This window comes from Desulfobacter sp., from assembly GCA_028768525.1.
In the GTDB taxonomy this organism is placed as follows: Bacteria; Desulfobacterota; Desulfobacteria; order Desulfobacterales; family Desulfobacteraceae; genus Desulfobacter.
In genome coordinates this window covers 3,746,843-3,768,412 of sequence record CP054837.1, presented here as the reverse complement: position 1 = coordinate 3,768,412, position 21,570 = coordinate 3,746,843, and the positions used below count along the sequence as shown (strand labels likewise).

18 protein-coding genes are annotated in these 21,570 nt (G+C 53.8%); 12 read left to right on the top strand and 6 right to left on the bottom strand.

The window, feature by feature from the left end; all coding sequences use genetic code 11:
* Window positions 1-64: 64 nt before the first annotated feature.
* Entirely contained in the window at window positions 65-898 is an 834-nt protein-coding gene (locus HUN04_16745) for a class I SAM-dependent methyltransferase (protein ID WDP91254.1), read from the bottom strand.
* 477 nt (window positions 899-1,375) lie between these two features.
* Between HUN04_16745 and dctP the strand changes: the two genes are divergently transcribed.
* Together dctP and HUN04_16735 are read left to right on the top strand one after the other, a co-directional pair.
* A complete protein-coding gene (gene dctP, locus HUN04_16740) occupies window positions 1,376-2,491 on the top strand; it encodes a TRAP transporter substrate-binding protein DctP (GenBank protein ID WDP91253.1) in 1,116 nt (371 codons plus the stop codon).
* Window positions 2,492-2,638: 147 nt separating this feature from the next.
* Window positions 2,639-3,217 carry a CoA pyrophosphatase gene (locus HUN04_16735; protein WDP91252.1) on the top strand — a complete coding sequence of 193 codons (579 nt, stop codon included), beginning with the start codon at window positions 2,639-2,641 and terminating at the stop codon, window positions 3,215-3,217.
* Between the two features lie 34 nt (window positions 3,218-3,251).
* On the opposite strand, the gene HUN04_16730 is transcribed toward HUN04_16735, so the two are convergent.
* Window positions 3,252-3,500, bottom strand: a complete 249-nt coding sequence (locus HUN04_16730) for a hypothetical protein (GenBank protein WDP91251.1) — start codon at window positions 3,498-3,500, stop codon at window positions 3,252-3,254.
* Between the two features lie 179 nt (window positions 3,501-3,679).
* Between HUN04_16730 and HUN04_16725 the strand changes: the two genes are divergently transcribed.
* The 4 genes from HUN04_16725 (at window position 3,680) to HUN04_16710 (ending at window position 8,232) form a co-directional block, all read left to right on the top strand.
* Entirely contained in the window at window positions 3,680-5,788 is a 2,109-nt protein-coding gene (locus tag HUN04_16725) for a ribonucleoside triphosphate reductase (protein WDP91250.1), read from the top strand.
* A gap of 9 nt (window positions 5,789-5,797) precedes the next feature.
* Window positions 5,798-6,505 (top strand): anaerobic ribonucleoside-triphosphate reductase activating protein, encoded by a 708-nt coding sequence (locus HUN04_16720; GenBank protein WDP91249.1) that lies wholly within the window; start codon window positions 5,798-5,800, stop codon window positions 6,503-6,505.
* A 33-nt stretch (window positions 6,506-6,538) separates the two neighbouring features.
* A complete protein-coding gene (locus tag HUN04_16715) occupies window positions 6,539-7,339 on the top strand; it encodes a 4Fe-4S binding protein (protein ID WDP91248.1) in 801 nt (266 codons plus the stop codon).
* 395 nt (window positions 7,340-7,734) lie between these two features.
* Window positions 7,735-8,232: a universal stress protein gene (locus HUN04_16710; protein WDP91247.1), complete on the top strand. Its 498-nt coding sequence runs from the start codon at window positions 7,735-7,737 to the stop codon at window positions 8,230-8,232.
* Here HUN04_16710 and lon read toward each other — a convergent pair.
* A complete protein-coding gene (gene lon, locus HUN04_16705) occupies window positions 8,195-10,234 on the bottom strand; it encodes an endopeptidase La (protein WDP91246.1) in 2,040 nt (679 codons plus the stop codon). The two genes, HUN04_16710 and lon, sit on opposite strands and share 38 nt — an antisense overlap.
* A 427-nt stretch (window positions 10,235-10,661) precedes the next feature.
* On the opposite strand from lon, the gene HUN04_16700 reads away from it, so the two are divergent.
* The 4 genes from HUN04_16700 (at window position 10,662) to HUN04_16685 (ending at window position 16,075) form a co-directional block, all read left to right on the top strand.
* On the top strand, window positions 10,662-11,219 hold the full coding sequence (locus HUN04_16700; protein WDP91245.1) for a universal stress protein: 558 nt from the start codon (window positions 10,662-10,664) through the stop codon (window positions 11,217-11,219).
* Between the two features lie 144 nt (window positions 11,220-11,363).
* The gene (locus tag HUN04_16695) at window positions 11,364-13,178 is read left to right on the top strand and encodes an SLC13 family permease (GenBank protein WDP91244.1); all 1,815 of its coding nucleotides are present in this window, start codon (window positions 11,364-11,366) and stop codon (window positions 13,176-13,178) included.
* A gap of 110 nt (window positions 13,179-13,288) precedes the next feature.
* Window positions 13,289-14,704 carry a HAMP domain-containing protein gene (locus HUN04_16690; protein WDP91243.1) on the top strand — a complete coding sequence of 472 codons (1,416 nt, stop codon included), beginning with the start codon at window positions 13,289-13,291 and terminating at the stop codon, window positions 14,702-14,704.
* A gap of 18 nt (window positions 14,705-14,722) precedes the next feature.
* The gene (locus HUN04_16685) at window positions 14,723-16,075 is read left to right on the top strand and encodes a sigma-54-dependent Fis family transcriptional regulator (GenBank protein ID WDP91242.1); all 1,353 of its coding nucleotides are present in this window, start codon (window positions 14,723-14,725) and stop codon (window positions 16,073-16,075) included.
* A gap of 68 nt (window positions 16,076-16,143) precedes the next feature.
* Here HUN04_16685 and HUN04_16680 read toward each other — a convergent pair whose 3' ends face one another.
* The 3 genes from HUN04_16680 to selD form a co-directional block, all read right to left on the bottom strand.
* Window positions 16,144-17,091, bottom strand: a complete 948-nt coding sequence (locus HUN04_16680) for a cytidylate kinase family protein (GenBank protein WDP91241.1) — start codon at window positions 17,089-17,091, stop codon at window positions 16,144-16,146.
* A 271-nt stretch (window positions 17,092-17,362) separates the two neighbouring features.
* Window positions 17,363-17,962: a sulfurtransferase-like selenium metabolism protein YedF gene (yedF, locus tag HUN04_16675; GenBank protein ID WDP91240.1), complete on the bottom strand. Its 600-nt coding sequence runs from the start codon at window positions 17,960-17,962 to the stop codon at window positions 17,363-17,365.
* 13 nt (window positions 17,963-17,975) lie between these two features.
* A complete protein-coding gene (gene selD, locus HUN04_16670; GenBank protein ID WDP91239.1) occupies window positions 17,976-19,028 on the bottom strand; it encodes a selenide, water dikinase SelD in 1,053 nt (350 codons plus the stop codon).
* Window positions 19,029-19,262: 234 nt separating this feature from the next.
* Between selD and HUN04_16665 the strand changes: the two genes are divergently transcribed.
* Both HUN04_16665 and HUN04_16660 read left to right on the top strand, forming a co-directional pair.
* Complete coding sequence (locus HUN04_16665) at window positions 19,263-20,396, top strand: 2-hydroxyacyl-CoA dehydratase (GenBank protein WDP93324.1); 1,134 nt, start codon at window positions 19,263-19,265, stop codon at window positions 20,394-20,396.
* Between the two features lie 26 nt (window positions 20,397-20,422).
* Window positions 20,423-21,547, top strand: coding sequence for an ABC transporter substrate-binding protein (locus tag HUN04_16660; protein ID WDP91238.1), 1,125 nt, complete (start codon window positions 20,423-20,425; stop codon window positions 21,545-21,547).
* Window positions 21,548-21,570 lie beyond the last annotated feature (23 nt).

The following is a 21,570-nucleotide window of genomic DNA, read 5'->3' as shown; positions in this document are numbered from 1 at the left end:
CCTTTCACACGGCCGCACAAGAGCCCCGCTGCCGGCAGGCCGAGCCGCCGGCAGCGGGTGGTTGTTATTCCGGTTTGACCGTGACGCAGAAAGTGACATCCCGTCCGCTGTACATTTCGCTGTCGGGAAGCAGATCATCATGGCACCGGGTCTTTTCAAACCCTTGGCTGGCCGTAACTGCCCTCAGGTCGTCGTGGGAAAAAACATGGGTCCAGAACCGGTACACATCCATGGCACCGGTATCCTCAACGACCACGTGCTGGCTTAAGACGACCTTTTCCTCTTCATAGAGAAAGGCATCGGAGAGGGCCAGATGCGGCGTTTCTCTCCAGAAGCCGCATTTCTCCGCCTGCCAGGATTTCTCCACCGGTTTTTCCAGAAACCGCTCGTTAAGCACATCAAATATAAAGGTTCCTCCCGGTTTCAAGGCCCGGTATATATTTTCCAGGAGCCTGTCCCGGTCCCCGGGGACCAGCACCCCGAAATCAGTAAAAATCATGATGATGAGATCATATTTATTCTCTTCACGGAGGGTCAGGTAGTTCTGATGCACATAGCTGAGGTCCAGCGCTTTATTCCGGGCGGAACGGCTGGCATATTCGATGGCGGTCAATGAATAGTCCATTCCCGTAACCTGGTGGCCAGACCCGGCGATCCGCTCCGTATAAAGCCCGGGTCCGCAACCAAGATCAAGAACAGCCAGATTTTCTCCTGGGACCTGGCCGAGAAGCCAATCCACCGTATCTGATATGGTGGCCTTTTTCCTGCTGGCCAGGTCGATGTCCGGATTGAGGTGAACCGCCAGCAGGTGACGGGAAATATGGGGATCCACCCACATTTCGGCGGTTCCTTTTGTGTAAACGGGTGGTTTTTGGATATACGCAATCAATTGTTTCATGTTCATAATTGCCTCGTTTTCATGGGGACCAGGTAAACAGTGAGTGGATCGCAGGGCGTGATGGTCTCATCGGGTATGGTTTACTTCCATACAGACCTCACCACGGGCGGAAGACGAGCCTCTGCCGGTCCGGTCGATCAGAATGTGTCTGGTCCTGGATAAATGTAAGAATAAAAAGGCAGCGGGGCATTCCGCGGCTATAAAACGGATGCCTTGGCAATACCAAGGCAGGTCTCCTGATTCAATAAGCCACTGGGCCCGCTGTTTTCTAAAAACCGGGGGACGATTGGTTGGATATGGGATTAGTCATTTTTCATAATGCGGCCTATTTAATCTAAAGCCCGGGGGAGGTCAAGTGTTTTTATCCAAAACCGTCAATTTACAAAAATCAAAAAAAAGCATATCTTAAATGTATAGCTTATACTCATTGCTCCCAAAAAAAGTTGCGCCGCATCTTGTTTGTTTACAGGAGAATAAATGCCGCGAGTCAGCAGAAGAACATTTCTCAGGTATTCCTTTGGTGCCTTAAGCAGCATGGTTTATTTCACCATTTTTCCCAGACAGCCATGGGAGGATCGCCGGGCCTTTGCGGAAACGCTGAAAGAGGAAAAAAGGAAGAAAAGGCTCGCCAAATATATATTTAATTTCAGTTCCCCGTACTTTACCTCAAACTATTTGACCACCCCCCATGCCCACCTCGAAATTAAGCGGCTGATAGAAAAATATACAAAGAATAAAATCTTCGTGATCATCCACGACGGCGGAAGCCGGGGAATCGGTTCAGAGCTGTCAAACTGGGTTTCCCTGGGCAAGTCCGAAGGCGCCCTGCTATCCATTGCCAATTTGTCGCCATTGTGCCCGGAACTGGATATTTTAAATATCCCCTTTTGGGCTGCCAATGAAACCGAATATATCCGGCTGTTTAACTCCCAGGCCTGGAACAGGGCCGTATTGTCTAAAACCCGAAAGGCCAGAATACAGGTATTGTTCCCCTATGTTGTCGGAGAAAGAACGGCCACCTCCACAAAAAGGTACGGGAAGCTCATTAAATCCCCCAAAGATTTTGAAGGGGTCAGATTCAGGGTGCCGGGATCTGAAAGCCTCGCCTTATTTTACAGGCTGACCAAAGCCAAACCCATGAACATCCCCTGGAAATTTTGCGCAAGGACAGCCCGGGGAGGCCGGTATGATGCACTTGATCCGGCAATCATCGGGCTTTATGCCGGCCCGGAAGGGCTGAATAGGGAATTGGGAATCATTTCCGAAATAAAATCCGTGCATGACGGATGGGTGGCCATAGCAAATACAGATTATATTGCCGCCTTGGATTCCCGAACCCGGAGCCAATTCCTTGATGCATTCAATGAAATTCAAGGGGCCCAGCTGAAAAATTATAAAACCGCAGTGACCTTTTGTTCTGAAGAATTTAAAAAGCTCGGCGTAAAAATATATGCGCCCACCCCCCGGGAACAAAAAGTGCTGGCAAAAAAATTCGGACCTGCCAACCCGGCCTGGGAGCCGGTTAAAAAGAGGCTGTTGGGTGCTGACGGTTTGGCTGTTTTTGATAAATTTTATAAGATCGCCAAGGGCTAACTCCCTGAACGTTTTTTATCCCATTGAATCCGACATTGAGAAATATGGCTGGCATTTAACTATCCGGCATCCTGTTTGACAAAGAAATGGGGACTATGTATTTTTAAATTTACCATAGATCCAAACTCGGAGGCCCTTGGATAGAAAATGGACCAGACAGCATATATCGAAACCATACGCTCTGCCCTAAAATCAGCGGACCACCCCCTGCCCCCGGATCCGGCGGTTTACCAGCCCACATCTGTGATGGCCTTGTTCCTGTTCAATTCTGACCCATCCCTGCTTTTTATCCAGAAGGCGGACCGGGAAGGATACCCCTGGCGGAACCAGATGGCATTCCCCGGCGGCCATGTGGATAAAAGGGACAAATCACCCCGGGACACCGCCCTGCGGGAACTTGAAGAAGAGACGGGGATCGTATCGGACAATGTAAAGGTGATGGGGTCTCTGGGCCATTTTCAGACCCTGAGAAACAAGGATATCCAGGCCTTTACCGGGATCTGGAACCAGAAAGACCATATTATTTTTGATACAGAGGAAATTTCCAGAATTTTTAAAATCCCCTATGCCCATCTGACCCGGGTCCACCGGGAAAAAGGATATGCCGGACGCCGGCCCGATATCATGGAACTCACCTATCCCTATGAGGATGTGGTGATCTGGGGGGTAACGGCTAAGATTCTCCACCATCTAATAGAGGTGGTGGACGCCGTAGAGAATGAATGAGCACTCCTGATTAATCGGTATCCTGATTGAAATGCTATTCCTGCCGGGCCCTGGCCCTCAGCCGCAGCCAGACCTTGATAATCAGGAAACCGGATAATCCCCCCAGCATACCGGGGAACCAGAGATGTTGTGCAAATCTGGGATCAGAGCCTGCCACCGCCACCCCGCCCAAAGCAAAACAGAACACCAGGAGCATGGCAAAAATCAGCACCCCGCAGGCAAAGGTGGAATCATACCAGGGAGTTATGTTTTTTCTGAAAAAGGGATTCTGGTCCAGCTGCATTTTTATCCTTGTGTGTCTTTGGTTAAAACCACTATATGTGGTTTTTTTCCTCTTGACACACACTACATATTGAGTTAAATCTTGCCTCATCCCCACCAATTCCAATCGGAATTTCTGCGGGCAAAGAGCAACAAGAGTTACAAAATAGAATAAATTCATTCAGATTTCAAGAGGTGGACATGTTTGAGCAGATCAAAAAACGTGATGGACGGGTTGCGGAGTTTGACGCCACAAAAATTACCAACGCCCTGGTTAAGGCGGGCGAGGCAACCGGAGAATTCAACGGACGGGAAGCCAAAAAAATGACCATGCGGGTACTCACCCTGGCCCGGGATCTCCAACTGGGGCCGGTGCCCGAGGTGGAAGATGTCCAGGACATTGTGGAACGGGTACTGCTGGACTCCCCCTATTACCAGACCGCCAAAGCCTATATCATCTACCGGGAACAGCACAATCAGATCCGTAAAATCGCCATTGATGAGAATGTCGGCCTCATGGAATCCTATATCAGCCGCATGGACTGGAAGGTCAAGGAGAACTCCAACATGAGCTACTCCCTCCAGGGGCTGAACAACTATATTTCTTCGGATATCACCGCAGAATACTGGCTCAACAAAATCTATCCCCCCCAGGTGCGGGATGCCCACTATGCCGGTGACATCCATATCCACGACCTCAGTCTCCTCTCCGTCTACTGCGTGGGCTGGGACCTCCAGGACCTGCTCATCGAAGGGTTCAAAGGGGTGGCCGGTAAAGTGGAATCCTCTCCCCCCAAGCATTTCAGAAGCGCCCTGGGCCAGATTGTCAACTTTTTCTACACCCTCCAGGGGGAGGCGGCCGGCGCCCAGGCCATGTCCAACTTCGACACCCTGCTGGCTCCCTTTGTCCGCTATGACAAGCTGAGCTACAAAGAGGTGAAACAGGCCCTCCAGGAATTTGTATTCAATATCAACATCCCCACCCGGGTGGGATTCCAGACGCCCTTCACCAACATCACCATGGACCTGAATGTGCCCGCCACGCTTAAGGATTCCCCCATCATCATCGGCGGAGAATACCTGGAAGAGACCTATGCGGGCTTCCAGGATGAGATGGACATGATTAACGCCGCCTTTGCCGAAGTCATGATGGAGGGGGACGCCAAGGGCCGGGTATTTACCTTCCCCATTCCCACCTACAACATCACCGAGGATTTTGACTGGAGCAACCCCAGGCTGGACAATCTCTGGAAAATGACCGGCAAATACGGGATCCCCTATTTTTCCAACTTTGTCAACTCAGACATGGACCCCGAAGACGCCCGGTCCATGTGCTGCCGGCTCCGCCTGGACAACCGGGAGCTGCGCAAACGGGGCGGCGGCCTCTTCGGTGCCAACCCCCTGACCGGCTCCATCGGGGTTGTCACCCTGAACCTGCCCCGGCTGGGGTATGTGGCCCAGGACGAGGCCGAATTTTTCGACCGCCTGGACAATTTGATCAACATTGCCGCCGAATCCCTGAGCATCAAGCGCAAAATTCTTGAAAAGTTTACCAACGGCGACCTCTACCCCTACTCAAAGTTCTACCTGAGGAAAATCAAGGAGAGCACCGGGGTCTTCTGGCGGAACCATTTTTCCACCATCGGCATCCTGGGCATGAACGAGGCCTGTATCAATTTCATGGGCGAGGACTACGGTATTGCCTCCCACAAGGGCCAGGAATTTGCCGTAAAGGTCATGGACCATATCCGTTCCAAGATCGAATCCCTCCAGGAAGAGACCGACGAAATTTTCAACCTGGAAGCCACCCCGGCCGAAGGCACCACCTACCGGTTTGCCAGCAAGGACAAAAAGAAATTCAAAAACATTGTCTGCGCCAACGAGGAAGAGTACAAAAACGGCAGCGATCCCTTTTACACCAACTCCACCCATCTGCCGGTAAATTACACCGACGATCTGTTCGAGGCCCTGGAACTCCAGGACGAACTCCAGACCAAGTACACCGGCGGCACAGTTCAGCACCTTTTCCTGGGTGAAGAAGTCAGCGACACCGAAGTGGTCAAACAGGTGGTATCCAAGGTGTCCAATTCCTTCCGCCTGCCCTATTTCACCCTGACTCCGACGTTCAGCGTCTGCCCCTCCCACGGGTATATCTCAGGGGAACATGAAAAATGCGATACCTGCAATGCAGACACGGAAATCTACTCCAGGGTGGTGGGCTACCTGCGCCCGGTGGGCCAGTGGAACAACGGCAAGCAGACGGAATTCTGCATGCGCAAGACCTATGACACCCACAAGGTTGCCTCATAGAAGGCGGCCATGTACATCGGCGGATTTCAAAAGAACTCCCTGATTGATTTTCCAGGGGCAGTGGCCTGCCTGGTCTTCACACCGGGCTGCAATTTCACCTGCCCCTACTGCCATAATCCGGACCTGGCTGCCGGCCCCCTCACCGGGTCCGGCAGTCCCGCCTTTGACCAGGAGGAGATCTTTTCCTTCCTGGAGAAACGGAAGGGCATGATCCAGGGGGTGGCCATCACCGGCGGGGAGCCCACCCTCCAAAAGGACCTGGGCGACTTCATCACCCGGGCCAGGGAAATGGGGTATAAAATCAAACTGGATTCCAACGGCACCCGTCCCCAGGTTTTAGAAGACCTGTTTGACCGGGGGCTTGTGGACTACCTGGCCATGGATATCAAAACAGATCCGGCCAACTACACGGCCCTGTTAAAAAACAAAAACGATCTGGACCGGATCCTGGAGAGCATCTCCCTGGTCATGGAAAAGGCGCCGGCCTATGAATTCAGGACCACCTGTGTCCGCCCTTTCATCAGCCGGGACATCATGGAAAGGATTGCCGCGCAGATCCAGGGGGCAGACCTGTATATTCTCCAGCAATGCTCGAAAAATGTGGATGTCCTGGACCCTGACTTTCTTAAAGACCCCGGTCGGTTTTTCACGGAAAAAGAGATGACCCAACTCAAGGCGGTCATCGCCCCCCATGTCCGGGAGGCCCGCATCAGATAATCAGAACAACCTTAAAATAAAAAAGGGGACAACATGAATCAAAAACAGACATCTCTCATCTACTTCAGTCCCACAGGCACCACCCGGAAAGTCCTCGAGCAGATTGCCTCGGGCCTGGGCTGCGACAGCCCGGAAATCATCGACATTACGTCATCTGCCCAACGGAACCTGGGACCGGCCCCGCTTAAGGGGGATATTGTCCTCCTCGGCGCCCCGGTCTATGCCGGACGCATCCCAAAGGATGCGGTCCAGTATTTCAAAGGCTTGAAGGGGAATGGTAAACCGGCCGTACTGACCGTGGTCTACGGCAACCGGGAATTTGAAGATGCACTTCTGGAACTGAAAACCATTGCAAAGGAATGCGGTTTCATTCCCGTGGCAGGCGCCGCCTTTATCGGGGAACACTCTTTCTCCTGCGAAACGTTCCCCATTGCCGTGAACCGGCCGGACAAGGCAGACCTGGAAACGGCTGCTGATTTCGGCAGGCAGGTTGCCGCCCGCGCCGGCATTCTGGACCATCCGGAAACCGCGGGGGACCTGGCGGTACCGGGCAACTTTCCCTACCGGGAGGGCATGAAAGAGACGGCCTTCGCCTTTATGAACGTCTCCGAGGACTGCACCGGCTGCGGCACCTGCGCCGAGGTCTGCCCCAAGGAAGCCATTGATGAAGCAAATGGCTACACCACAATGGATGACAGGTGTATCTTCTGCTGCGCCTGCATCAAGGCCTGTCCCGAAAATGCCCGCTCCCTCATGGACGGCCCCATAAGGGACACGGCCAAACGCCTCCACGAAAACTGCGCTGAGCCCAAAGCGCCGGTGCTGTTCTTTTAGCCATCGGTCCTGAAAACGCCAACGCCCACCCTTTACACCGGTCCCGGACCATCCCGGACCGGTGTATTCTCCCAGTGCCATTGTTGATGCTTTATCCCTTGGCCGCCATCCCCTGTTGCAATTAACAACAGGACCTTGCGCCGTGCAATAGCGTCGCAACCCACTGATTAACAAGCACTTTCATCTCATGTCCGTTATCGAACATTTCAAAATGAAACAACCCGGATCTTCCCTCCCACTTCCGGCCCATATCAACCGGAACAACCAGAAGACAGGCCTCTTGAAAGCTTTTCAGGGAGGAACGCCCGCCTGGTACATAAAATGCTTTATACATAGCAGAGTCCCATTCCTGTGGACGCCCAAGATGATTTTGATGACCCATAGAAAGGTATGAGATGAAGCAGATACTGCTTGCCATTGACGGGGATACACCCACCCGTCCTGTTTATCAATATACCGCAGACCTGTGCAGGCAGGTCAAGGCGGAACTCTGTATCTTGCAGTTCACTACGGAGACCCAGGTCAGGCAGTGTTCTTTGTCCACCCCAAAGCCGGATTCCCCTTCCTTGAAAACATCTGCAGCCCGCCAGGGGGGTGTCTGCAAAGCGGACCCTATCCTGACGGGGGTCCCCGCGCCGCTGAAAAAGATGCTGAAGAGCCCCGACTGTCCGGTTCCGTTTAAGGTAACCCTCAGCGCCGGCACCCCTGAGACCCAGCTATCGGACTATATTGACACCCATCATGACATCATATTAACGGTGTATGATCCCTCCCTGGACCGGAGGCGGGCAACCGGCAGTGCCGCTACACGGATAAATGCCCTGAAGGGAAAACTTCAGGTGCCTCTGGTGATTGTTAATTCCGAGAAACGGGCTGCCCCTTCCCGGCCCTGAGTACCTGGTCCACCACCTCGCTGAGTTCCCCGGCCGTCAGAATTTTTATTCCCTGCTTAAGCTTCGGGTCAATGGTGGCAATCTCCGATTGATTTTTCATTGGAAAAATCACGGTTTTGATGCCGGCCATTTTGGCGGCCAGAAGCTTTTCCTTGATTCCGCCCACGGGCAGGATCCTGCCGCTGAGGGTGAGTTCGCCGGTCATGGCCGTATCCCGCCGGCAGGGTTCTCCCCGCAAAAGGGAGAGCAGTGCCATGGCAATGGTCAGGCCGGCAGAAGGCCCGTCTTTGGGAATGGCACCCGACGGCACATGGACGTGGATATCCTGGCCCTGGAAAAAATCCGCTGCCAGGCCGAACCGCTCCGTATTGCTCCGGATATAGCTTAAGGCCGCCTGGGCCGACTCCTTCATGACCTCCCCAAGATAGCCCGTGAGAATCAGCTGGTTGGTCCCCATCATCCGGGTGGCCTCCACAAAAATGATCTCCCCGCCGCTCTCTGTCCAGGCAAGGCCTGTGGAACACCCCACCCGGTCTTTGGCCCCGGCGATTTCATAGTGATACCGGCCGGGCCCCAGAAAGGATTCCACTTCAGCCTCATCAATACAGATCTCTTTTGAAGATGCCCCCGACTTGATCAGCCGGCGGGTGACCTTCCGGCATATGGCCGCGATTTTCCGTTCAAATTCCCGGAGCCCGGCTTCCCGGGTATGCTCCCGGATAATTTTCCTCAAGGCCTCTTGGGTGAACTCAAGATCAAAACCGGCCAGGCCGGTATCTTCCTTGGCCCTGGGTATCAGGTGACGGCCGGCAATATCCACCTTCTCCGCCACCGTGTACCCGGACATGGCAATGACCTCGAAACGGTCCAGCAGCGGCCCGGGAATTCTGGCCACGGTATTGGCCGTGGCAATGAACATGACCTTGGACAGGTCATAGGGGACATCCAGGTAATGGTCGATAAACTGAGCGTTCTGCTGGGGGTCCAGGACCTCAAGAAGGGCCGATGCGGGATCGCCCTTGAAATCCTGACCGATCTTGTCGATCTCGTCCAGCATGAACACCGGATTACTTGACTCCGCCCGGCGGATCTCCTGGATAATCCGTCCGGCAAGGGCGCCGGCATAACTCCGCCGATGCCCCCTGATATCTGCCTCATCCTTGATGCCGGCAAGGGAGACCCGGACGAATTTACGCTCCAGGCTTTTTGCAATGGACTGACCAAGGGATGTCTTGCCGGTTCCCGGAGGGCCGGCAAAGCAGATCACAGGGCTCCGTGTTTCCACAAGCCCGGTTTTCTTTTCCAGGGCCTTTTTCACCGTGGCCCGTATCTCGTCCAGCTTCAGGGGTTTGGCAATAAAATGGAAGGACCCCCGCTTGATGGCATCCACCGCCGTGAGCACCGTGGCGTATCCGCTGATAATGATCACCTCGGTGCCGGGACTGGTCTTTTTGATACAGTCCAGCAGGGTCAGGCCGTCCACCTTGTCCATTTTCAGATCCGTAACCACCAGGTCAAACTGCTGGTTCTCCAGCAACAACAGGGCCTGGCTGCCGCTGCCGGCGGTATCCACCTCATACCCCTCCTTTGTCAGCACATGGGAAAGGTTCATCCGGGTCATCTCTTCGTCGTCCACCACCAGAACGGTATTTTTCTTGGACAGCTTCATCTGCCTGACCGCCAGGTGCTCAAGTATCCTTTCCTTGATTTCGCCAAGTCCGTAATGGGCGGCATCAAGGATTTTTTCCGCCCTCAGGGTATCCAGATTGTCCTGGGTATACCGGTTCCAGGGCAGGGTGGTCAGATAATCAATGTGATTGAGACCGATGGTATACTCTGCCGAGGCCGGATTGATCTTGAGCAGCCGGTCAACCTCCTTGAGTACAATTTTTTCCACTGCCGCCGGCATATTCCGGTTCAGCACCGCCTCCCTGAGTTCATCAATCTCTGCCGATGCCGTCTCCGTCTCAACTGCTTCCTCTTTTTTGAAAATACTTCTCACCGTAGCCCTCCTTCCCATGGATGCAAAAATCGATATCCCTCTGGTCAGCAATAACCATGCCTTTGTCTTCACTGCCAGGGGGTAAAGCGGTTTCCGCCCCCGTTTGGCGGATTTACCCATTCTGCTTTTCCGGCGGAATTTTCAGATCCCATCCAGTTAAATCGTTACAAAAAGCAACACTCCATTGTCAACTGCAATATTCGCTCAAGGCCCGCAGGGCAGGGATGTTCACGGAACAGCCAAAAAACATTGCATTTTGCAACATTCGTCCGATCCTATTCTTCCATCCGAATCAGTGAAAGGCATTGATATACAAGCGTTTTGCACCGTCCCCCCTTCTGGTATGCAATTTGCCTAACATAACTACGATAAAAAGACCAAAGATCAAAGAAATATAACCTCAAGTGCAAGAGGAAGGAGATAAATTATGAGTTTTTTCAAGACCTTAAAAACAAAGGTATTGCATCCAGGTAAAAAGGCGGATGACAACAGCGAGGCCATCAAATTTTCCACTCCCCCTGACCAGACACCCGAAAAAGAAGGGGAGAAGATAGCCTGTTGCGAAAACCAGGGAAAAAACCTGGTGGTGGCCACCATGGAAAGCCGGTTCACGGACGATATGGTTGAGTACGCCCTTGATATGGCCCAGCGGATGGATTACGGCATCATTGCTGTCAATGCCGCCAACCTGACCCATGATGTCACAGAGTTTTTCTCCACCAGCCATGAGGAACTCTTCCGGGATTTCAAGGAGACCGCCGTTAAAAATGCAGCGCCCTTTAGCAAACGGGCGGCAGAACTGGGCCTGAAATTCGCCCACGCCGTTAAATACACCCATGTGGACAAGGCCATTGAAGATATCACAAAGGAATGCGGGCAAATCGAATTTATCATCACAGAAAACAAAGAGCCTGTGACCGCAAGGGATTCGCTTTCCAATGACAACAGAATCGCCCAGCGGCTTTTTGTTTATTCAGTGGATTAAGGAGGACAATTTATGAGCACCCAATTCATCATCGGTTTAGGCCTGATCCTGGCCGTGGCTATCCTTTGCTTTATCTACAGAAATGAAAATGAATAATACCTGCGCAATACCCTGAAAATTTAGGATTGAATGGAGAACTGTTAAATGACACCTGAAATGATTATGACAATGATTGTGCTTGTTTTTGTGATCTGTCTATTTGTTTTTGAATGGGTGAGGGTGGATGTGGTGGGGATCATGATGATGGTCCTTCTGCCGCTCATCGGCCTGATCTCACCCAAAGAGGCCTTTGTGGGACTGAGTTCCAATGCGGTATGTTCGATTATCGCGGTGATTATCATCGGTGCCGGGCTGGACAAAACCGGAGTAATGAACAAGGTGGCCAAGCCCATCCTGGCCCTGGCCGGAAAAAGCGAGGGCAAAATCATGCTGCTGGTCTCGGGAACCGTGGGCATCATTTCCAGCATGATGCAGAACATCGGGGCCGCGGCCCTGTTTCTGCCCGCCACCCAGCGGATATCCAAACGCATCGGCATCCCCACCTCAAGAATCCTCATGCCCATGGGATTCTGTGCCATCATCGGCGGCACCCTGACCCTGGTGGGGGCCAGCCCCACCATCCTGCTCAACGACCTCATGGTCCTGGGCGGAGAGAAACTTGAACCCTTCGGGCTCTTTACCCAGACCCCCATCGGCGTCTGCCTCCTTTTAACGGCCCTGCTCTATTTCCTTTTTTTCGGGCGGTTCATCCTTCCGGACAGCAGCGGAAAATCAGGCAAAGGCGCATCGGACATGCTGATCAAGGAATACCAGGGAGTCAACAGTATTATTGAGCTCCACGTCCCCAAGGACACCGGGGTAACCGGGGTACTTGATCACCTGAGCATCCGGCCCCGTTTTCTGGTGACCGTCATCGGCATCTCCTCCCCGTCCACCCGGACCACCAACCATGTGCCCCACAGCTACGAGGAAATCACTGCCGGAGACGATATTGCCGTGGTGGGCAAACGGGCCAACATCGAACAGCTGGCCAAGGAGTACGGCTGGGAAATCAAGGACAGCCTGGAAACCTTTGCCGAATCCCTGGCCAACACCAATGCGGGCATGGCGGAAACCGTTGTCTCGCCCAGGTCGGAACTCATCGGCAAAACCCTGAACGAGGTGGATTTCAAGGAAATGTTCGGCCTCAACCCCCTGGTGCTGTTCAAGGACAACAGGAAATACTATTCCGGCCTGACCAATATCCGGCTGGCCATGGGGGATACCCTGCTCCTCCAGGGACCCTGGGAGAAATTCCACATCCTCAAAAACCGCCCCCAGCCCCGGGCCCTGGTATTTGCCTCCCCCCTGGAAGGTGAAATTCTCCGGCCCCAGAAGGCCATGCTTGCCGTGGGATGGCTGGCCATCGCCCTGTTCCAGATCATCTTTTTGAAAATCCAGCTTTCCGTGGCCCTGATGTCCGGCGCCCTGGGCATGATTATCACGGGGGTACTCACCGTGGACGAAGCCTATCTCTCCGTGGACTGGATGACCGTTTTTCTGCTGGCAGGCCTCATCCCCTTGGGCATTGCCTTTGAGAAAACCGGGACGGCGGCCTTCATCGCCCAGACCGTACTGGGCCTCATCGGCACCCCATCGCCCATTGTGCTGCTGGCTGTGGTCGGGATCATGACCTCCTTTTTCACCCTGGTCATATCCAATGTCGGGGCAACGGTGCTTCTGGTGCCGCTGTGCATGAACATGGCGGTGATGGCAGGAGGGGATCCCCGGATGGCTGCCCTTGTGGTGGGGATCTCAGCTTCCAACACCTTTGTCCTGCCCACCCACCAGGTCAATGCCCTGATCATGCGGCCCGGCGGATACCGGACCGTTGACTATGCCAAGGCCGGGGCGGTGATGACCCTTCTGTTCCTGACCGTGGAATTGGGCGTAATCTACTTTTTCTACGGCATCGGCTGATCCCTAACCTATTCCCGGCGGACCGGCCAGCATCCTAAACGCTTGCGGCCGGTACCGCCGGAAAATTTTTATCTTGTTTGTCCGCCATGAATAACGATAAGATACAACTTATGAAATTCAGCATCAGACAAAAAATATCCTTTCTGTTTCTTATTTTCATGGCGGTGAACAGTATCATCTGGTTCTTCAACCACTACAGCAACTCGGCCATCAACTCAAAACTGATTCTCATCGAAAAAAAACGGGACCTTCTGGACACGGTGCTTGAGGCCAGGCGGTACGAAAAAAACTTTTTCCTGAGAAGAGACCTCCAGGACCTGACCCAGGCCCTGGCCTATATCCAGAAAACAGCTGAAAAACAGGCCCTCATCGAAAAGGAATTCCCGGGAATTCCTTCGGTGCGGCACCGGAGCCGGACCATAGCGGCTTACCAGCGGAACATGAAAGAACTGCACGATTTATACCATGAAGATACATCAACCCAGGCGCATTTCAACCAGGTCCTGAAAATACAGGAGACCGCCACCCGGCTGGGCCGGGAGCTGACCACCGATATTGAAAAATTCGAAAAAAACGAACGTGAGCGGGTCTTTGAACTTCTGGACCGGTCCAGGGGATACCTGCTGGCCTCCTTGTTTTCCCTGTTCATTCTGACCATTTCCACCGCCATATTTCTTGTGTGGAAACTCAACCGCCCCCTGAAATCCATTGAGACCGGAATCAAACGGATCGTCAACGGCGAATTCGATAAGATTCCGGAAATAAAAACCGGGGACGAATTCGAATCCCTGGCCCACAGCCTCAACCATATGATCCAGGAACTGGATAAGAGAAAAAAGCAATTGGTCCAGGCCGAAAAAATGTCCTCTTTGGGCACGCTCACCTCCGGGGTGGCCCACGAGTTGAACAACCCCCTGAACAATATTTCCACCTCTGTCCAGATCATCAAGGAGGAAATAGAGGAACCGGACATTGAATTTAAAAAGACCCTGCTCACCCAGGTGGAGCAGGAGATCAACCGGTCAAGGGACATCATCCGCGCCCTGCTTGAATTTTCCAGGCAGAGCCACTTTTCCATCGAGCGGGTCCGGTTCAAAAACCTGATCCAGAGCACCATGCACCTGATCGCAGGCGAGATCCCGGCGGATATTGATGTGGTCATAGCGGTGGAAGAAGACCTTGAGGGCAAAATGGATCCCCGGCGGATCCAGCAGGTGCTGCTCAACCTGATCATCAACGGCTTTCTGGCCATGGACACGGGAGAGGGCGGTCGCCTGACCATTGGCGCATTCAATGACAATGACGCCAACAATTTCGTCTTTAAAGTGTCCGACACGGGCCGGGGCATTAAAAAAGAAAATCTGGCCAAAATTTTTGATCCCTTTTTTACCACCAGGGAGGTGGGCAAAGGATCAGGGCTGGGCCTTTCCATTATCCACGGCATCATTGAGCAGCACGGGGGCACCATTGATGTGGAAAGCAGCCCGGGAAAAGGCACAACATTTACGGTCAGCCTGCCCGGCTGATACGGTTTAGGGAGCACCATGCAAAAACAGATCCTGATCATCGAAGATGAGATGATCGCCCGAAATAACCTTGAACATATTCTGATAAAGGAAGGATACAAGGTAACCGCCGTGGAGAGCGGCATTAAGGGGCTGGCTTTGATCAAGTCAAAGCCCTTTGACCTGATTATCACCGATTACAAGATGAAGAAGATGGACGGCATGCAGATTCTGGAGCACAGCCGTCAGCTTCAGCCCTACACCGAAGTGATCATGATAACCGGCTACGCCACGGTGGACAATGCCGTCACGGCCATGAAGGAAGGGGCCTACCACTATATTGCCAAACCCTACAAAATAGAAGAGGTGAGGCAGGTCATTAAAGAAGCCCTGCTCAAACGATCCCTTCAGCTGGAAAACATATCCTTAAAGCAGGCCATTGGAAAGGGCCCCAAGCTGCCCCAGATCATTGGAAACAGCCCGGCCATGACCGAGGTCAAAAAAACCATCAGGCAGGTGGCCCAAACCGATATCAGCGTCCTGATCCTGGGGGAGAGCGGCACCGGAAAAGAACTGGTGGCCAGGGCCATTCACAACCTGAGCAGCCGGCACAGCCACGAAATGGTGGCCTTTAACTGCGGTTCTTTTTCAGAAGAACTCATGGCCAACGAACTCTTCGGCCATGAGAAAGAGGCCTTTACCGGTGCGGTCAAAACCAAAAAAGGCCTTTTTGAATTTGCGGACAAGGGAACTGTCTTCTTTGACGAAATTGGCGACATGCCCCCGTCCATGCAGATTAAAATATTAAGGGTAATCCAGGAAAAGGAACTCATGCGGGTGGGCAGCACCCAGACCGTTCCTGTGGACTTAAGGTTCATCGCCGCCACCCACAGGGATTTAAAGCACGAGGTTGACAACGGCAATTTCCGCCAGGACCTTTACTTCAGGCTGAATGTGGTCACCATCCAGCTGCCGCCCCTTGCCGAACGCAAGGAAGATATCCCCCTTCTGGCCTACCATTTCCTGGGCAAGAAAAACCGGGAAATGAACAAATCCGTAAAAGAGATCGACCGGGCAGCCATGGATTTTCTGGTGAACTACTCCTGGCCCGGCAATGTCCGTGAACTTGAAAACATCATTGAACGGGCGGTGGCCATGGAAAACAGCGAGGTGATTTATCCGGCGGCCCTTCCGGACCAGATGACCCAGCTGGCCATCGAAACCTATCGGACCGCACCTGAAGGAAAAATTCCCACCATGAAGGAACAGGAAAAAAGATATATCCGGTGGGTGCTTGAACAGACAGGCTGGAACAAGACAAAGGCCGCGGAAATCATGGAAATCGACCGGGTTTCCCTCTGGCGTAAGATCAAAACCTTCAAACTGGAATAAGCTGTCCGGCAGCATTCTTTAAAAATGGCCTGCCGGGCAGTCTTGTCTTTTTGTTGCCTGCAGCGGGATCAGGCCCTGCCCACGTAAGCCAGCGATGAAATCTGCTCGTCTTGTTTCTGTACAAAAGCAGGCCGGCGGCCGGCCACCTGGGCATACATCCGTTCATACTGAATTTCAATGGGCCGGTAGGACACCTGGGGGGCGGGCTTGAATTCGCAACCGGGATAGATATCTGCCCTGTAGAACAGGGAGCCGGCCCGGGTGCGGACATTTCCCACGCCTCGAACGGAGCGGGCAAGGGCGGAGAGTTTTTTGCCGTACCTGGAAAGCATCAGAACCGGTTTATGGATTTTGAGGTCCACTTGGTCCTCCTTGGCGTCCACAGATACCCGATGCCCCTTTTCAGCCATGAGCCGGGAGACTCTGGCTGCCAGGGAAAACTCCTTGGGGGTCATCTCTTCTTTTTTTTCAGACGCCGCATCGAAGATCATATCAATCAGCTCGGACTGCCCGGTCCTGGAAACACTGACCACGCCATCGAAATTCGAAGGTTTACGCCCTTCTGTGGTCTTCAGATAAAGGGACCACCTCAAAAATGCCTCGTCCGTCTCCAGCATCTGGTGCCCTTCGCGGGTGATCTCATCCGTATTCCGGCGCTGCAGCCGGCGGCGCCTGGAATTCTCTGAGGCGGTTACCAGAATATGCAGGCCCATCTTTGAGGGAACCAGTCCCCCGAGAAATCCGCTGATTATCACCTGCCCCTTTTTGACCTCTTCGGCCAGGACAGATTTAACGGCCGCAATGCATCTGGCCTTATCTGCAGAATACCGTTCTGCCATGGGCGGGTCCAGATAGATGCTCTTACGGATATCCTTTTTTTTCAATCCGTATTCCCTGGCGGCGGTATCGATCAGGTTCCGGTCATACACCACTCTATATCCGAGGATATCTGCTGCTTTTTCTGCCAACGGCGCTCTTCCAGTAAACTTCCGTCCGAAAAATGTAATGACGCTCATGCCAATCTCCTTTACCGGTTTGGGTTCAACCCGTACCAGAGCAATTATTGCGCCAATGCAAACTCTCCCCTTATATGACTGAAATTAAAGGATATCCTGAACAGAGAATTGGATTCACCCGTTCCGTCAAACAGTTGCAATTTGCAACATAGCATTTAAAACCATCCGTTTTGGCCAATAAAATTAGCTACATATCGCTTTGTTGCATTTTCACAGTGCCCATTACATTTTGCAACGCGACGGATGCCCGGGCGGTCCCCGGGCATGGCCATCAAATCTTGATCACCTTATCCGCCAGCTGCATGGCCGTCACAATATCCAGCATATTGGTGGTTTCGCCGGCCTGTTTTTCCTCCAGCAGGCCGAAATGGGTGAGGCAGGTACCGCACACAAGGATCTGAAGCCCCTCCTTTTCATAGGCCTGAAGCTCTTCAAGCACAGGGGAGCCCCCGATGGTCAGCTTCACCCCGTTGTTCACAAAGACCAGCCGCCACAACTCATCCCCCATCTCCTTCAGGGTCTTGATAAAGCTGATCATCAGTTTTTTGCCCAGTTCATCATCCCCGTATCCCATGCGGTCCGTGGCGCAGACCACGGCAATCTTTTTCAAATCCTGGTCATCCGTGTCATTTTCCCCGGGCTGGAACTCGGGCACGGCATCCCGGTCCCCCATGATAAAATAATCTTCACCGGCCTGTTCAACCGCCGTCTGGAATCCCTGGGATTCTAAAAACCGCCGGACATTCTCCTGGGAGGCGGGATTGTCCACCACCACCTGCACCTGTGTTGACTTTTCCTCTTCAAGCCCTTTTTTGGTTCTGATCACCGGTTCGGGACAGGCCAGTCCCCTTGCATCTATTTCCATATTCATCTTCTTCCTTATTTTATTGATTTATGTATATTTTCTCATCCGGCCCCTCGGTTATCTCACCAAAGCAGGCCGCATGCGCTATCCCGATGTCCTGAAGGGCCTGGACCAGTTCCCCGGCCTGATCCGGTGATACCGCCATCAGCAGGCCGCCGGATGTCTGGGGATCAAATAGAATGTCCTTGGCCGCACGGGGCAGTCCATCAGAGAATTCGACCATGGACTCCCTGAACTGCCGGTTGTTGTAGGCGGCCGTGGGCAGGAACCCCATGTCCGACAGTCCCATTGCCTCGGGGATCACCGGCACCCGGCCGGAAAAAATACGGGCTCCCAGACCCGTTCCCTCCAGCATCTCCGCCAGGTGGCCGGCCAGGCCGAACCCCGTGATATCGGTACAGGCAGTGACAGGAAACCGGTCCATCACCTCTGCGGCCCCCCGGTTAAGCTGGGCCATGAGGGAAACCGCCTCCCGGTATATATCCTCCGGCACCATCCCGGCTTTTTGAGCCGTATTCAGAATACCCGTGCCCAGGGGCTTGGTCAGCACCAGCCGGTCACCGGCAGCAAGCCCGTTTTTCGTCAGCACCCGGTCCGGATGGATAAATCCGGTGACGGAAAGCCCGTACTTGATCTCCGGATCCTCAATACTGTGTCCCCCCAGGAGCACCGCCCCGGCTTCAACCAATTTGTCCGTTCCCCCCTGGAGAATTTCCCGGAGAATTGAAAGGTCCATGGATTTTGAAGGAAAGGCCACCAGGTTCATGGCCGTTTTAGGAGTCCCGCCCATGGCATAGACATCACTCAATGCATTGGCCGCGGCAATCTGGCCGAAAAGATAGGGGTCATCCACCACCGGGGTGAAAAAATCAACGGTCTGGATCAGGGCCACCTCATCGGAGACCCTGTATACCCCGGCATCATCGGCCCGGGCCAGCCCCACCAGCACATTCTCATCCGTGGGAAACTCCATCCCGCAAAGCGCTTTGTCCAGGTCCCCTGGAGGCAGCTTGGCAGCTCAGCCGGCACCGGCCGACATCTTTAATTCTTTTATCAGATCTTTCTTTGCCATCTAGATGACCCTTCTTAAAATAAATCGCATATCTATCCGCACCGGGCGGATCTCAAGGGATACAGACATACTAGAAAGCGGATGACAGGGCAAATTGATATTTCGGATGCCCGCCCCTCGGCCTATGGAAATTTTCTATCCAATCCCTGTTGTTCTATCCGGATTATCACTTTGACTTGATACTGGATCTCCCATAAACAGCGACCAACAACACCAACCAACAGGAGACCTATGATAAATCTGAAACCCTTTACCCTCTTTTCAGAACAGAGCCTGGCCGACCTGGACCAATGGCAGGAGGAAGGCCGAAAAATTGCAGGGGTTTACTGCATATACGCCCCCAATGAACTGATACGAGCCGCCGGCATCGCCCCTGTCAGCCTCTGCGGAAAAAAACAGGCCCCCATCCAGGCCGCTGAAAAGGAACTGCCCCCCTCATTCTGTCCCCTGGTGAAATCCAGCTACGGATACGCCGTCACCGACACCTGTCCCTTTTTCAGCTTTTCAGACATCCTCATTGCCGAGACCACCTGCGACGGGAAAAAGAAAATGTACGAGCAAATGGGGCGGCTCAAGCCCCTGCATCTCATGCACCTGCCCCACACCCAGGCTGGGCCCTCGGCCCTGGCCTACTGGAAGCAGGCCCTATACGAGCTGGCCGAATTCCTTACCGGCCACTCCGGCATCCAGGTGACCGAAGAGGCCCTGAAAAAAGAAATCCGCCTCCAGAACCGGATCAGGGAGGCCCTCTACCAGGTTTCCCTGCTGGCAGCAGACAGCCGCTCTCCGGTCACCACCGCCCAGATGCTGGCCATCCAGGAAAGCAAAAGCTTTGCCGTCTATCCCAAAAACTACCTGGAGCGGCTGATGGTGCTGAAGGCCGAACTTGAGGCCGATCTGGAAAGGCCCGGCCTCCCCGTGCACACCGGCCCCAGGATACTGCTCACAGGCTGCCCCGTGGGAAAGGGATGCGAAAAAGTCCTCCAGATCATCGAAGCACTGGGGGCACGGGTGGTGTGCATGGAAAACTGCACCGGCCTCAAGGGCATGTCCCTGGCCGTGGACGAAACCGGGGATCCCTGGGAGGCCATTGCCCGCCGCTACCTTGAAGTGCCCTGCTCCTGCATGACCCCCAACCCCGGCCGGCCGTCATCCGTTGAACAGATGGCTGAAGCATTCAGGGTTGATGCCGTCATCGATATGACCTGGCTGGGCTGCCATACCTATAATGCCGAATCCCTGTCCCTGGGGCAGTTTGTGGAAACCAAACTCGGGCTGCCCTTTTTGCATGTAGAAACCGACTATTCAGCTTCGGACCAGGGCCAGCTTAGGACCCGTATTGAAGCCATGATCGAACTTCTGGAATAAAAACACAAAACAAAGGAAAAAAACCAATGCACAGATTCACCCTGAAAAAAGCGCTCATCACCTGTTTCGCCCTTGCGGCTGCCCTGGTATTTGTATCCGGGGCCTCCGCCGCCCCAAAGGTGCCCAGCCTCTATATGGGCTATGTATTCACCACCCATCACACCCCCCTGATGGTGGCGGCGATCAAGGGAGAGGCGTTCAAATCCTCAGGCGCCTACCTTGCCCCCATGGTGGACAAACAAAAATACAGGCTCATGGATGCCGACGGCACCCCCATGGCCATACTCAACCTCATCGTATCTAAAAGCGGCTCGGAAACCGCCACCCTCTTTGCCATGAACCGCCTGGACATCGGCCTTGCCTCCAGCACGGCATTCATGAGCGGTATTGACAAGGGGGTTTCCATGAAAATCCTCTGCCCCCTCCACGTGGACGGCATGAGCATGGTCTTCCCTCCGGACAGCAACATCAACGGCTATGAGGATCTGGCTGCAGCCGTCAAAGCCTCAGACAGACCCTTTAAAATTGGTTACCACTCCCCCACCAGCGCCCCCCGGGTGGTTTTTGAAGGCGCATTGCACCGGGCCGGTTTCTCCATTACGGGCAATCCCAACGATGCCGATGCCGATATCCTCATGGTGGATCTCAAATCCACTTCCAACCTGATCCCTGCCCTGGCTGCCAAACAGGTGGACTGCTGGGTCGGACCTGCCCCCCACCCGGCCGTTGCCGAGTACAGGAAGGCCGGGCACATCGGACTGGATTCCCGGAACCTGCCTCCCCAGGGCCAGTGGAGTGATTTCCCCTGCTGCGTCATGGGCGCCGCCGGCCGGCTCATCACCGATCATCCCCAAATCGTCCAGGCCATGACCGACCTGATGACCGAGGCCTCCTCATGGTGCAACACCAACAAAAAGGAAGCCGCAACCATCTCCGCCGGATGGATCGGCGTCCCTGCGGAAGCGGTGGCACACTCATCCATTATTTACACCACCAACCCCTCTGAAAACTGGATGAACGGCGAGGCGGCCTTCCTGGATATGCTCAACAATATGAAAAAATTCAAAGGGAAAATTGCCGGTAAGGATCTTATTTCCGCCGCTCCCCTGCTCTATGATTTTTCATTTGTGGAAAAGAGCCTGGGCCAATAGCCACCGGATTTAATGGACCTCCC

What these genes read in the sequence shown, in the direction of transcription:
- HUN04_16685 (WDP91242.1), top strand. Translation starts at nt 14,723, where the DNA reads ATGCAAAAACAGATCCTGATCATCGAAGATGAGATGATCGCCCGAAAT.
- HUN04_16700 (WDP91245.1), top strand. Translation starts at nt 10,662, where the DNA reads ATGAGTTTTTTCAAGACCTTAAAAACAAAGGTATTGCATCCAGGTAAA.
- HUN04_16695 (WDP91244.1), top strand. Translation starts at nt 11,364, where the DNA reads ATGACACCTGAAATGATTATGACAATGATTGTGCTTGTTTTTGTGATC.
- HUN04_16745 (WDP91254.1), bottom strand. Translation starts at nt 898, where the DNA reads ATGAAACAATTGATTGCGTATATCCAAAAACCACCCGTTTACACAAAA.
- HUN04_16710 (WDP91247.1), top strand. Translation starts at nt 7,735, where the DNA reads ATGAAGCAGATACTGCTTGCCATTGACGGGGATACACCCACCCGTCCT.
- HUN04_16735 (WDP91252.1), top strand. Translation starts at nt 2,639, where the DNA reads ATGGACCAGACAGCATATATCGAAACCATACGCTCTGCCCTAAAATCA.
- HUN04_16690 (WDP91243.1), top strand. Translation starts at nt 13,289, where the DNA reads ATGAAATTCAGCATCAGACAAAAAATATCCTTTCTGTTTCTTATTTTC.
- HUN04_16680 (WDP91241.1), bottom strand. Translation starts at nt 17,091, where the DNA reads ATGAGCGTCATTACATTTTTCGGACGGAAGTTTACTGGAAGAGCGCCG.
- HUN04_16715 (WDP91248.1), top strand. Translation starts at nt 6,539, where the DNA reads ATGAATCAAAAACAGACATCTCTCATCTACTTCAGTCCCACAGGCACC.
- HUN04_16660 (WDP91238.1), top strand. Translation starts at nt 20,423, where the DNA reads ATGCACAGATTCACCCTGAAAAAAGCGCTCATCACCTGTTTCGCCCTT.
- dctP (WDP91253.1), top strand. Translation starts at nt 1,376, where the DNA reads ATGCCGCGAGTCAGCAGAAGAACATTTCTCAGGTATTCCTTTGGTGCC.
- HUN04_16730 (WDP91251.1), bottom strand. Translation starts at nt 3,500, where the DNA reads ATGCAGCTGGACCAGAATCCCTTTTTCAGAAAAAACATAACTCCCTGG.
- yedF (WDP91240.1), bottom strand. Translation starts at nt 17,962, where the DNA reads ATGAATATGGAAATAGATGCAAGGGGACTGGCCTGTCCCGAACCGGTG.
- HUN04_16725 (WDP91250.1), top strand. Translation starts at nt 3,680, where the DNA reads ATGTTTGAGCAGATCAAAAAACGTGATGGACGGGTTGCGGAGTTTGAC.
- HUN04_16720 (WDP91249.1), top strand. Translation starts at nt 5,798, where the DNA reads ATGTACATCGGCGGATTTCAAAAGAACTCCCTGATTGATTTTCCAGGG.